The sequence below is a fragment of the Belliella baltica DSM 15883 genome (assembly GCF_000265405.1).
Taxonomy (GTDB): domain Bacteria; phylum Bacteroidota; class Bacteroidia; order Cytophagales; family Cyclobacteriaceae; genus Belliella; species Belliella baltica.
In genome coordinates this window covers 2,587,922-2,601,286 of the sequence record NC_018010.1, presented here as the reverse complement: position 1 = coordinate 2,601,286, position 13,365 = coordinate 2,587,922, and the positions used below count along the sequence as shown (strand labels likewise).

At 35.3% G+C, this 13,365-nt stretch carries 14 protein-coding genes; all 14 read left to right on the top strand.

Annotation, left to right across the window (positions count from 1 at the left end):
- Position 1: 1 nt before the first annotated feature.
- A complete protein-coding gene (efp, locus tag BELBA_RS11920) occupies positions 2-565 on the top strand; it encodes an elongation factor P (RefSeq protein WP_014772948.1) in 564 nt (187 codons plus the stop codon).
- Positions 566-667: 102 nt separating this feature from the next.
- Entirely contained in the window at positions 668-1,138 is a 471-nt protein-coding gene (gene accB / locus BELBA_RS11915; protein ID WP_014772947.1) for an acetyl-CoA carboxylase biotin carboxyl carrier protein, read from the top strand.
- A gap of 28 nt (positions 1,139-1,166) precedes the next feature.
- Positions 1,167-2,516, top strand: a complete 1,350-nt coding sequence (gene accC, locus BELBA_RS11910) for an acetyl-CoA carboxylase biotin carboxylase subunit (protein WP_014772946.1) — start codon at positions 1,167-1,169, stop codon at positions 2,514-2,516.
- Positions 2,517-2,592: 76 nt separating this feature from the next.
- Positions 2,593-2,964: a globin domain-containing protein gene (locus BELBA_RS11905; RefSeq protein ID WP_014772945.1), complete on the top strand. Its 372-nt coding sequence runs from the start codon at positions 2,593-2,595 to the stop codon at positions 2,962-2,964.
- Between the two features lies 1 nt (position 2,965).
- A complete protein-coding gene (locus BELBA_RS11900) occupies positions 2,966-3,709 on the top strand; it encodes a lysophospholipid acyltransferase family protein (RefSeq protein WP_014772944.1) in 744 nt (247 codons plus the stop codon).
- Positions 3,710-3,716: 7 nt separating this feature from the next.
- Entirely contained in the window at positions 3,717-4,004 is a 288-nt protein-coding gene (gatC, locus tag BELBA_RS11895; protein WP_014772943.1) for an Asp-tRNA(Asn)/Glu-tRNA(Gln) amidotransferase subunit GatC, read from the top strand.
- 56 nt (positions 4,005-4,060) lie between these two features.
- Positions 4,061-6,814 (top strand): tetratricopeptide repeat protein, encoded by a 2,754-nt coding sequence (locus tag BELBA_RS11890; protein ID WP_245531059.1) that lies wholly within the window; start codon positions 4,061-4,063, stop codon positions 6,812-6,814.
- Between the two features lie 76 nt (positions 6,815-6,890).
- On the top strand, positions 6,891-7,613 hold the full coding sequence (locus BELBA_RS11885) for an ABC transporter ATP-binding protein (RefSeq protein WP_041779646.1): 723 nt from the start codon (positions 6,891-6,893) through the stop codon (positions 7,611-7,613).
- Positions 7,614-7,694: 81 nt separating this feature from the next.
- Positions 7,695-8,243: a cob(I)yrinic acid a,c-diamide adenosyltransferase gene (locus BELBA_RS11880; protein WP_014772940.1), complete on the top strand. Its 549-nt coding sequence runs from the start codon at positions 7,695-7,697 to the stop codon at positions 8,241-8,243.
- Positions 8,244-8,248: 5 nt separating this feature from the next.
- Positions 8,249-9,316 carry a branched-chain amino acid aminotransferase gene (locus tag BELBA_RS11875; RefSeq protein ID WP_014772939.1) on the top strand — a complete coding sequence of 356 codons (1,068 nt, stop codon included), beginning with the start codon at positions 8,249-8,251 and terminating at the stop codon, positions 9,314-9,316.
- Positions 9,317-9,436: 120 nt separating this feature from the next.
- Positions 9,437-9,955: a hypothetical protein gene (locus BELBA_RS11870; RefSeq protein WP_014772938.1), complete on the top strand. Its 519-nt coding sequence runs from the start codon at positions 9,437-9,439 to the stop codon at positions 9,953-9,955.
- A 61-nt stretch (positions 9,956-10,016) separates the two neighbouring features.
- A protein-coding gene (gene prfB, locus BELBA_RS11865) for a peptide chain release factor 2 (protein WP_157466088.1) occupies positions 10,017-11,118 on the top strand; the annotation gives its coding sequence in 2 pieces (ribosomal slippage) (positions 10,017-10,076 and positions 10,078-11,118; 1,101 coding nt in all).
- 118 nt (positions 11,119-11,236) lie between these two features.
- Positions 11,237-12,421, top strand: a complete 1,185-nt coding sequence (locus BELBA_RS11860) for an MFS transporter (protein ID WP_014772937.1) — start codon at positions 11,237-11,239, stop codon at positions 12,419-12,421.
- 185 nt (positions 12,422-12,606) lie between these two features.
- A complete protein-coding gene (locus tag BELBA_RS11855) occupies positions 12,607-13,329 on the top strand; it encodes a lysoplasmalogenase (RefSeq protein ID WP_014772936.1) in 723 nt (240 codons plus the stop codon).
- Positions 13,330-13,365: the final 36 nt, after the last annotated feature.

Here is a 13,365-nt window from a genome sequence, read left to right as displayed (position 1 = left end):
AATGGCAAGTACCGCAGATTTTAAAAATGGATTGTGTCTTGAATTCAATAACGACATCTTTACCATTACCGATTTTCAGCATGTCAAACCAGGAAAAGGTGCTGCATTTGTCAGAACCAAAATGAAAAGCTTGACCAATGGAAAAGTTTTGGATAAGACTTTCAATGCTGGTGAAAAAGTAACTACCGCTAGAGTAGAAAAAAGACCTCATCAGTACCTTTATTCAGATGATATGGGACTTCATTTTATGGACAATGATACTTTTGAACAAATCCGTATCGATGAAAAATTAATTGAAAGAGCAAACTTGATGAAAGAAGGTCAAATTGTTGATGTGCTAATTCATGCAGAAACAGAAACTCCACTTACTGTGGAACTTCCTCCTTTCGTAGAATTAATGATCACCTACACAGAACCTGGAATCAAAGGTGATACAGCTACCAATGCCTTGAAACCTGCTACTGTAGAGACAGGTGCCACTGTTATGGTTCCTTTATTTGTAGAGCAGGATATCATGATCAAAGTGGATACAAGAGATGGCTCCTACTCAGAAAGAGTAAAATAATTTCATTTAGCAGTGTGATTTAGCTAAATTACATTGCTGTATTGTTTTTAACCCAATAAAAAGAAAGCCAATTGTTTTGGTATTTCGCAAACTAAATAACTTATGAAAGCAAAAGAAATTCAAGATTTAATAGATTTTATTTCCAACTCAGGCCTTGCTGAAGTCAAAATCAAGACGGAAGAATTTGAACTTTCTATCAAAAAAAATAGTGAGGTAAAGATGGTTTCTTCAGCTCCAGCAGCCCCAACTCCTCTACCTGCAGCTGCGCCTGCACCTGTATCAACCCCAGCAGCGCCTGCACCAGCAGTAGCTAAAGATGATACATCAAAATATTTGGAAATCAAGTCTCCAATGATTGGTACATTTTACAGAACTCCAAATCCAGATTCAGACAACTTTGTAAATGTAGGAGATGATGTCAAGGCAGGTCAAACTATATGTATTATAGAAGCTATGAAGCTTTTCAATGAGATAGAGTCTGAAATTTCAGGAAAGATCGTGAAAATATTGGTTGACAATGCTACACCAGTAGAGTACGATCAACCCTTATTTTTAGTAGATCCAGCTGGATAATCTTATTGTTTCACAAAACTCAAATATTGTGTTTAAAAAAATCTTAATAGCCAACAGAGGGGAAATTGCACTTAGAATCATCCGTACTTGCAAAGAAATGGGGATCAAAACTGTGGCGGTATATTCTACCGCAGACAAAGATAGCCTACATGTAAGATTCGCAGATGAAGCGGTGTGTATTGGACCGGCACCAAGTAGAGAATCTTACCTAAATATTCCAAGAATAATAGCCGCCGCAGAAATCACTAATGCAGATGCTATACATCCAGGATATGGTTTTCTTTCAGAAAATGCCGAATTCTCCAGAATTTGTGAAGAATACAAAATAAAATTCATTGGTGCTAGCCCTGATATGATCAATAGAATGGGTGATAAAGCTACAGCTAAGGCAACTATGAAAGAAGCTGGAGTTCCTACCATACCAGGTTCTGAAGGTCTTTTAGAGTCGATCGAACAAGGTGTCAAAATTGCTACCGAAATGGGCTATCCTGTTATTCTAAAAGCAACAGCCGGTGGCGGTGGACGTGGCATGAGAATAGTCAAGCAAGAAAGTGAATTCAAAAAAGCTTGGGATGATGCAAGACAAGAATCTGGTGCCGCATTTGGAAATGACGGACTTTATTTAGAAAAGTTTGTAGAAGAACCTCGACATATCGAAATCCAAGTGATCGGTGATAGCAATGGAAAAGCTTGTCACTTATCCGAAAGAGATTGCTCTATCCAAAGAAGACATCAAAAATTGGTGGAGGAAACCCCTTCGCCATTTATAACAGACGAACTTAGAGATGCAATGGGTAAAGCTGCGATCAAAGGAGCAGAAGCCATTGGCTATGAAGGAGCTGGGACGATTGAATTTTTGGTTGATAAAAACCGAAATTTCTACTTCATGGAAATGAATACACGTATTCAAGTAGAGCATCCGATTACAGAAGAAGTTACTGACTTTGACTTGATCAAAGAGCAAATCAAAGTAGCAGCAGGAGAAAAAATATCTGGCAAAAACTACTATCCAAAACTTTATGCAATGGAATGTAGAATCAATGCAGAGGATCCTGCGAATGGATTTAGACCAAGTCCTGGCAAAATCGTAAACCTTCATCTTCCAGGTGGTAGAGGTGTAAGAATTGATAGCCATGTTTATGCAGGGTATGTCATTCCTCCCAACTATGACTCTATGATTGCTAAGCTAATTGTAAGTGGACAATCTAGAGAAGAGGTAATCGTAAGAATGAAAAGAGCACTTGAGGAATTTGTGATTGATGGAATTAAGACAACGATACCATTCCACATTGCACTTCTTAATGATCCCAAATTCAAAGCTGGTGAATTTACTACCAAGTTCTTGGAAAATTTTGATTTCTCAGTAATCAAGAAATAATAAAATCAATTCATCCATACAAAAGGCTGTCTTATGGACAGTCTTTTTTTTATAAAATCAATTTGTAAATTGAGTCATGCACGAGTTTCAAACAATCTATCAAACTCTAGGTGAAGAAAAAATCAAAACCTTAGTACACCATTTTTATAAAGGTGTTGCTGGAAACGCTGAATTGCTCACTTTATATCCTGAAGATCTCAAACCCGCCGAAGAAAGACTTTTTTTATTTTTACAACAGGTTTTTGGTGGACCTCAAATATATTCTGAACAAAGAGGCCACCCAATGCTAAGGAAAAGACATTTCCAGTGGGAAATTGGTGGTGATTTGAGAAATGCTTGGCTCAACTGTATGTTTGCAGCAATGGAAAAAATCGAAATAGATCAAAATACAAAAGAAGCCATGATGCGTTATTTTGTTCAAGTTGCGAATCACATGGTAAACAAATAAAATGAGGCTTTTGAGAAAAATTTACACCATCTATGCATTCATTGCGTTTTGCTTAAGCTTCCTATTGCTTTTCCCTTTGCTTCTTATATGCATCTGGATTCCAAAATGTCAAAAATATGGTAGAAAAATCAATAGATTTTGGGCGAAACTATTCTTTATACTCATTTTCAAGCCTATTCATATTGAAGGTGTGAAGACGGTAAAGAAAGGGAAACCCTATATTTTTGTAGCAAACCATTTTTCATACATTGATATTGCAATGATGGGCTTCGTACCAGGAGATGTAGTCTTTGTAGGCAAAGCTTCTTTGAGAAAAATCCCTTTATTTGGCTATTATTTTAGCAAATTACATATCGCTGTAAACAGGGAAAGTCCAAGAAGCCGTGGTGAAGTACTGATAAGGGCAAAGAGCGCAATAGAGAATGGGAGCAGTATAGTTATCTTCCCCGAAGGAGGAATCACTTCGACAAACCCTCCGATTCTCAATAGTTTCAAAGATGGCGCGTTTAGTTTAGCAGTTGACAAACAAATCCCTATAATTCCTGTAACTTTATCTTATAATCATTTAATTTTGCCCGATGCAAAAGAACTACTCCTAAACTTCAAATCAGGAAAGATTGTATTTCATCAAGAGATTTTGACAGATGGGCTTGGCACAAAGGATATCGCAGACATTAAAGAAAAAGCACATCAAACAATTCAAAATCAATTATTTAAAGATAATAAAGTAGAAGTCAAAGCTTAAAGAAAATATGAAAATTGATATCAACTCTCTTAAGAAAATCGCTCATCTAGCTCGACTGGAGTTTGACGAAAAAAGTGCTGAAAAAATGACTCAAGATATGACTCAAATTCTAGACTGGGTAGAGCAGCTTAACGAATTAGACACGGATGGAGTGGAACCAATTACGACCATGTCATCAGAAGTAAATGTCTTAAGAGAAGATAAAGTCGGTGAACACCTTACTCATGAAAGCGGCCTTAAAAATGCCCCACAGAGGGATTCTGATTATTTTAGAGTTCCAAAGGTAATGGAATAATGTCGGTAAATTCGTTGAGAAAACTAGAACAAATCTTATTCAAAGGCCTTCCCAGCTTGATAGCAATATTGGGGGGGCTTTTCCTCTTGCTTAGTTTATTTTTTTGGCAGGAAGCATCGATGCCTGTTTTACCTGGTGTATTTGCAGAAGAAATCTCTGTTCCTCTTCAATTTTTCAAGTTAGGAACTGAGTTGATCAATATTGAAGTTAATAATTTTCTTCTGTTCCAAAATTTCGAATCCCTCCCCCCTATTTTAGATAGTAAATTCAGTCTGATCTATGGTGCTTTAATTGTATCTTTACTCGGTTTTGGATTAACATTATTGAGTACATTAAAAAAAATGTATTTCATTGGGAGCACTGCGGGAGTAATTTTCTTTTTCACTTTCACAGTAATAAATGGACTTAATATCAGTGGCCTTTCTACTAATTATCCTTTGATCATTTTATTAGTTGGCACAATAATTCCCTTAGTTTTTATTCATTTTTTTAAAACCCACTGGGATTTATCAAAAAGGATTTTAGTAATTTTACCCAGTTTTATACTTACGCTGATAGTTTTATTATACTTTGCTAAAGTAAATAGCGCACAATTATTTTTATCTGAAAACATCACACTTCCAGTTGCCTTTTTGGCTGTTTTGTTTATGTTTCACATTGGGCATGCTGTCGTGTCAAGCAGCAGCATTTTCTTGATAAAACTTAATCAAGGCCTAAAACTTAAAATCAGTTGGCACATTACTATCCTTTCGATTCTGTATTTCTTTTTGGTTCTTTTCACTCTTTTATCAATTATGGGAGAAGTGAATCTCCCCTTTCCTACTTTGCCACCGTCTCTTTTATTTTTAGTATCTGGTATATTTGGATATTTTGTATTAGAATACAAAATCAGTCAAACAGAGCAAATTTTTGATCATCATCTTGTAGGAAAATCTTTTTATCTAATCGGTTTTGCCATGACTTCATGGACTTGGGGAAAAGCCATTTACACCTTTAATGAACCCTTGATTGAGTTTTTCAATCACACTTTTCTGTATGGGCAGATTGCTTTGACATTGCTTTTTTTCGCATATCTATTAACAAACTTTTCAAGTATTTTAAATTCAGGCGGAGCTTTGGAGAAAGTAATCTTTAAACCACAGCATTTCGCCTATTTTCACATGCGGATCGGCGCCACCATGCTAGTGGTCATTTTAATCATCTTCGCCAATGGTGTAATTGCAACCCAACTTACAGCTGCATCAGCCAATTTGTACGCCGATTATAATTATCAAATTGGGAATTTGAGAAATGCCCGCATTCTTTATGAAAATTCTTGGATGGAATATTTTAAAAATGACAGGGCAAAAAATACAGTTGCTCATATTTATCTGGAAGAAAATCAAAATAGTAGCGCTTTGAGGCATTTGGAAGAGAGTTTTGACTATGCTCCAAATGTTCCCAATATTTTGCTGATAAGCTCAATGCTTCATAAATCTGATAAAATCTTAGAGGCGATTTTTTACCTAGAAAAAGGCTTAGAATATTATCCAAATGATCCAAAATTATTGAATAATCTAGCTTTGCTTTATTCTAAAATAAATAAACCTGACCAAGCAATTGCAGCATTGGAAAATATATCAACTTCTAAGGAAATTAAAATTTCTAATACAATAGCACTTTCTATCAAACATAACCTAACTGTTCCTGAGAACATGAATTTGGGAGTAGATAAGATCACAAAAATCAATCAGCTTGCTCTAGCAAATAAACTTGGGAATTTTGCTGATTTCACTTTAGATACTAAAAATCTTCCAGAGCAATTTGTTATCAAGTCTTCACTTTTGAGAAATCAATGGACAAATCAAGCAGTTTCAGATTTTGAAATTGATTTGGGAATCATAGATAGTCTAGTCAAACAAAATCAGACTGCATACGAGGAGCGAAATTATTGGGAAACAAAAGTGATTCGGTCGCATCAAGGAAATGAAATTGATGAGACCTTAAAATATCTCTCAGGATCAACTTTTTCCTTTCCCAATCATGCTGCAGCCTATCATGTGATGGCTGGAGAGATTCTAGCTAGTCAGCTGGATTTCGAAAAAGCAGCAATAGATTTCAAAATTGCAGCGGCGGATGGATACAAAGAGTTTAAACCTTTCCATTTGGCGATTTTATATTTTAGTGGAAAAATCGAAGAAGCTCTAGCACTAAAAGAAAAGCAGCAAGTCAACTTCCCAAGTTGGATGGAGTGGGATGAAAATGGAGCTTTGATTCAAAACCAACAAGTAAAATATTATCAAATCCTAAAAACATTTCATCAGAGCATATCAAGCAAAATCATAAAAAGTCTTTCTGAGTTAACTGACTCTGAGTTAAAATCAGAATTGGCATTTTTCGTTATGATTCATAAAGCACACAGCCTTAAGAAGGATGATTTTGAAAGTTTAGAACAAATCTTAACAAACGGTGATAATGCTGTTTGGACGAAAGAAGAATTTGAGGAATTAACTCTCGCCTTGCTTGAAGGAAAAAGTGATATAAAGTCAGACAAAGTAAGTCGAATTATCAAGCCAAATCTCTCTTTAATTAGAAATTCATACTTGACTCCACTCGTCATGCAGGCTGTTCAAAAAGAAGAGGATTCTTTAAAGAAATATGAAATTCTCCAAGAGGCCATTCAATTTAATAAAGATCCAATTCTTTGGATGGCTTTTGTAAAGGAAAGTAGGATCAATGGATTAGGGAACTATGGAACCAAAGCTGTAGAAGAAATGGCTGCATGGCTAAGCAACGAAGAGTTAGAAAAACTGATGATGGAAAACCTCTAAAATATTTCACCGTTAATCAAATTAATTTTTCCTTTCTAAGCATTTAACTTAAATTCAAGCTTTAATAAAATTGATGATGAAAAAAATAATAGAAACCAACGATATTCAGAAGACTTATAGAATGGGTGCAGAGGAAGTGAGGGCCTTGAAGTCTGTATCGATTTCAGTTAATAAAGGTGAATATGTGGCATTTATGGGACCTTCAGGCTCTGGTAAATCTACTTTGATGAATATCATTGGTTGCTTAGATACACCTTCGGCAGGTACTTACATTTTGAATGATAAAGATGTCAGTGACATGTCTGAAAACGAACTTGCAGAGATCCGAAATAAAGAAATTGGTTTCGTATTCCAAACATTTAATCTCCTACCAAGAGCGACTTGTCTTGAAAACGTAGCTTTACCTTTGATCTATGCAGGCTACAACAAATCAGATCGTGAAGACAAGGCTTTTTTAGCATTGAAAAATGTCGGTTTGGCTGATCGAGTTCACCATAAACCAAATGAACTTTCTGGTGGTCAAAGACAAAGGGTGGCTATTGCCAGAGCATTGGTTAATGACCCAAGTATAATTTTGGCAGATGAACCAACTGGAAATTTGGACACCAAAACCTCATATAGTATCATGGAGCTCTTTCATGAATTACATCAAAAAGGCAATACCATTATCATGGTTACTCACGAAGATGATATCGCTCATTATGCACATAGAGTCATCAGACTTCGAGATGGTTTAGTAGAATCTGACGAAATAAATACCAACCCTACCAGAGCCGTAGCTGTAGAATTAGACGAGTAAAAAAGCCTCTTTTAACAAATAGATTGTTACTTTTGTGAATCGGTCTATATTGATCGATATCAAGTTTATTTAAGGTTTTTAATGAAGATTTACACAAAAACTGGTGATACAGGAAAAACCTCCTTATTAGGGGGTAAGCGTGTCTCAAAAGGTCACCTTAAGATAGATGCATACGGAACAGTGGACGAGTTAAATTCTTTTATAGGGTTACTCAGAGATCAGGAGGTAAACAGCTCCAGAATTGGTTTTTTGAAGGAAGTTCAGGATAGACTTTTTACTATTGGAGCTACTTTAGCGACAGAAGTTGGAAAAGAAAATATCAAAAAGCCTGATATCCAAGAAGAGGATTTGCTTTTGATGGAAAATGAAATTGACCAAATGGAAGAAAAGTTACCTCCACTAAAAAATTTCATCCTTCCAGGTGGACATCAATCAGTTTCATTTTGTCATTTAGCAAGAACAGTTTGTCGCAGAACCGAGCGCTGTGTCATTGATTTGATGGAATTAGAACCAGTCGATGAAATAATTGTAAGATATTTAAATAGACTTTCGGATTATCTTTTTGTCCTAGGTCGCCTAATGGCTATCGAATTGGGCGTAGAAGAAGTTACTTGGAAACCAAGATCATAAAAATCATGAACACAACCTTAACCATCGATATTACCAAAACATCATCATCTAAATTGGCACAAACTAATTTTGATGATTTGAAATTTGGTCAGACTATAAGCGATCACATGTTTATTGCTGATTATGAAAATGGAGAATGGGGGAATTTCCGAATTGAGCCCTACGCTCCTCTTCAGCTCAATCCTGCAAATGCAACTTTACATTATGGGCAGTCAGTTTTTGAAGGGATGAAAGCTTACAAAAATGATGCAGGAGAAACATTATTGTTTAGAGCAGATGCCAATCAAAAAAGATTAAATGAATCTGCCAAAAGAATGTGTATTCCCGAGCTGCCTGAAAATATTTTCATGGAAGGGCTTTTACAACTTTTGAAAATCGACAGTGCGTGGATTCCAAATAGACCTGGCTACTCACTGTATATCAGACCATTTATCTTTGCGACAGATGATTACCTTGGTATCAGACCATCTGAGAAATATAAATTTATGATCTTTACTTGTCCAGTTGGTCATTATTATTCCAAGCCTGTTTCTGTCAAAGTAGAAAGTAAATATACCAGAGCCGCAGAAGGTGGTACAGGTTATGCAAAAGCTGCTGGAAATTATGCAGGCTCTTTGTATCCTGCCCTTTTGGCTCAAAAAGAAGGATATGATCAGTTGCTTTGGACAGATGGGAAATCACATCAACATATTGAAGAAAGTGGTACCATGAATGTGATGTTCATCATTAATGACACACTGATTACTGCTCCGACGACTACTGGAACCATTTTGAAAGGAATTACTCGAGATAGTGTTTTGACTTTGGCTAGAGAAATGGGAGTTAAAGTTGAGGAAAGATTTCTTCGTGTTGCTGAACTTGAAGATGCCTTGAAAAGTCATACTTTGAAAGAAGCCTTTGGAACAGGAACTGCAGCAACGATTGCCCATATTTCTAAAATTCACATCAGTGGAAATGACTATGAATTGCCACAAAAAGATGAAACTGCTTTTAGTAACCGTGTGCTAAAGAGGCTCGATGACATCAAATATGGCAAAATAGAAGATTCACATAATTGGATCATTAAACTGTAAAAAGATGTTAAAAAGGTGTCAAATTTAATGATTTGACACCTTTTATTTTTGGACGCTATACCTCTTTTTGAAATTTCAAGATTAATTTGATATCTTAATCCTTCAATTAAAATATTAAAGATGACAAATCGAATTTTTAAATCCTGCAGCTTAATTCTGATAGTACTTTTACTTTTTTCAGAAAATGCCTTTTCTCAAAAATTCATTCTTTTACAAAAAGGTTCGAAAGAAAAAAATCGGTTGAAATATGAAATTGGGGAGACTTTCACTTACAAGACGAAGAAAAATGATTTCTACATAACAGATGTGATTAAAGATATTCAAAATGACATCATCGTCCTTTCTGAAAATGTACTCCTTCCATCAGATATTACTTCAGTATATATTCTCAAGAAAGATCCCAGAAATAGTACTTTAAAAAATTTATCTTTTTTGAGTTATGGAGCGGGTGCAGTGCTGCTATCTGCAAATGTAATCAACTCTCTATATCAAGATGGATCAATACGTTTTGAATCAGGTGGTTTGATTACCTCAGGAATACTTTTCGCAAGTGGATTTGGGTTTTCAAAACTCCGATACAAGCATTTTAAAATTCACAAGAGAAACAAAATTCAATTGATCACACTTTATGGTGATTAGGAAATGAATAGGTTTCCATCTGATTTTTTACGATTTTTGCAGTCGAAAAATAAATAAATTTATGACATCAGACCAGTTGAAAGACTTGAAAGCCCGCGTTTCGGCTTTGAGGAGGTATCTTTGACTACGATCGTAAGATTGCAGAAATAGAAGATCTAGAGGCCGTATCAGCGCAAGCTGACTTTTGGAATATTCCCGAAGAAGCCGAAAAAACAATGAAAATAATTCAAGGAAAAAAATCTTGGACCAATGCCTACGAAAAAGTAGAAACTGGGATTCAAGATTTAGAAGTACTTTATGAATTCTATTCAATGGATGAAGTTTCCGAAGAGGAATTGAAAGCCGAATACAGCAAAGTTCATAAAAATGTTGAAGACCTTGAGTTAAAGAAAATGCTAAGCAGTGAAGAAGATCAGCTTAGTGCTCTTATGGAAATCAACCCAGGTGCAGGAGGTACAGAAAGTAATGACTGGGCTTCTATCTTGATGAGAATGTACATCATGTGGGGAGAGAAAAATGGATACAAAGTCCGAGAAGTTGATCTTCAAGAAGGAGAAGTTGCAGGAATCAAATCCGTAACATTGGAATTTGACGGCCCACTCGCTTATGGCTTTTTGAAGTCGGAAATCGGTGTTCATCGCTTAGTAAGGATTTCACCATTTGATTCCAGTGGAAGAAGGCATACTTCATTTGCTTCTATTTATGTGTATCCGGTCATCGATGACACGATTGAGATTGAAATCAATCCAAGTGATGTTGAATTACATACTTCGCGGTCAGGCGGTGCAGGTGGACAGAATGTAAACAAGGTTGAAACTAAAGTTCAGCTCACACACAAGCCTACCGGTATAGTGGTAGTATGTCAAATCGAAAGGTCTCAGCTAGCCAATAGAGAAAAAGCCATGCAGATGCTAAAGTCTAGACTTTATCAACTAGAGATGGAAAAGAGAAATGCAGAAAGAGCTAAAGTAGAATCAGGAAAGATGAGAATTGACTTTGGTTCTCAAATCAGAAACTATGTACTTCATCCATACAAGCTTGTGAAAGATGCAAGAACAGGTCATGAAACTTCTGACGCTGCATCTGTATTAGATGGCGATTTGAATGATTTTATAAAAGCATTCTTACTTGCACAAAGCGAGGAAGAGGCAAATAAAGAGTAATCAAATTATAAGCTTTGAATTGCCTCTCAGATATTTCTCGAATAATTTCAAATAGTTCGAAACAATTTATCTGAGAGGCTTTTTATATAAAGCAACACCTCCTTCTATTCCGTAAAGTATGCTCAGCAAACTTCCTTCATTCTATACAGTCAATTTTTTTACACTATGCTTGAGTTCTTTTTTGTTTTTTGCCAGTTTCAACATGATAATCCCAGAGTTGCCTTCTTATTTGAGCTCTTTGGGAGGAGAAGATTATAAGGGTTTAATTATATCATTATTTACCTTGACAGCAGGCCTATCCAGACCTTTTAGCGGGAAACTAGCTGATAAAGTAGGGAGAATTCCTGTAATGATATTTGGTGCTGTTATTTGCTTTCTCGTCAGTTTGCTTTATCCAATGATTACTTCTGTTGCTGGATTTTTACTTTTGAGATTTGTACATGGGTTTTCTACAGGCTTCACTCCTACCGGAACTTCCGCTTTCGTAGCTGATATCATTCCTTTCAATAAACGAGGAGAAGCGATGGGAATTCAGTCACTTTTCGGTTCTCTTGGAATGGCCGCAGGACCAGCTTTAGGTGGGTATATTGCGGCAGAATGGGGAATCAATCCACTATTTTACGCTTCCGCTTTTACAGCAATTTTATCCATTGTCATTCTATTGAGACTGAAAGAAACACTGGTTGAAAGAGAAAAATTATCCATAGAACATTTTAAACTAAATAGACACGAGATCATTGAAAAGAGAGTCTTGACACCTTCCTTGGTTTTATTTCTTACCGTTTTTTCATTTGGCATTGTTCTAACAATTATTCCGGATTACTCTGAGTATTTGGGTATCAAAAACAAGGGATTATTCTTTGCGGTATTTACGCTTGCTTCCTTAGGTATTAGGATTATTGCTGGCAAAGCATCTGATAAATATGGAAGAATTCCAGTGATGAAAGCAGCAACATTTTCTATGGCTATTTCTATGCTATTGATTGCATTCGCTGAGACTAAAGGGATGTTACTTTTTGGAGGAGTGATATTTGGTGCATCTGTTGGGATGAATTCGCCAACTATTTCTGCTTGGACTATAGACCTTTCATTGGACGAGTTTAGAGGAAGAGCGCTTGCCACCATGTATATCGCTCTTGAAGCTGGTATAGGAATTGGGGCTTTAGCCTCAGGATTTGTATTTAACAATAATTTAGAAAATTTCTTTCTAGTCTTTTCTTTAGGTACGATTACTTCATTTTTAGCTTTTATCTATTTATTTACTCTACCAAAACAACAAATTACTCCAGTAAAATCTAAATGAAAATAATTATTCACAAAAAATTCTTTTTTTTATATCATATTTACTCTTAACTATTAATTAATTTTAAAAATACGTTTATATAGTTATTTCATTATTTTTATATTAAAAATATTCAAGGAAACTATATTCGCTTCAAAATTTTTGACATAAATTCGATTTTTAAAGAATAATATTTGGAAGTCTTCATGAGTAGGTATTCAAAATTAGAACTAGTTTATAGTATAATTTCTTTAGTGAGTTTATTTTTTTTGGTAACAAAAAATGAACTTGGATTTTATATTACTAAACCTCTAATCGTACCAATTTTATTAATTTATCTATTTCACAAATTCAACGAGACGCAACACCAATTGATCCCTGCATTGATGGTTGCTACAATCTTTTCGTTCTTAGGTGATATCTTCCTCTTATTTACAATTAATGAGGAATTATTCAAACTAGTTGGGATTTGCACATTTATTGTAGCCCAAACTTCCTATGCATATTTATACTTTTTATCTGTAAATTCTTTCCCTAAAAAGAAAATTAGCTTTTTAGCACGTTGGCCAGAATTTCTATCAAGTGTCGTTATTTTAGGAGCTACAATAATTTTATACCCATCACTAGGTAACTTTGCAGCTCCTGCAATCATTTATTCATTCATTACATCAATCACGATAATTTTTGCATTAAATAGACGGTTCTATGTGAGCAGAAAGAGCTTTGTTTTGACATTCCTAGGAGTTATTTCATTTTTTATCAGTGATGCCTTGATGGGCGATGATATTTTCTTAGAAAATATTTTAAATCATTTCTTTATCATGCTTTCCTATCTTATTGGTCATTTTTTGATTATTAAAGGAATCCTTTTTCAAATTGAATCAACAAAAAAAAAAGACACCTTTTCAGATGTCTTATCTTTTTCTTAATTCCCTAAATAACTTCTATGCCGAGGGATTGGCATG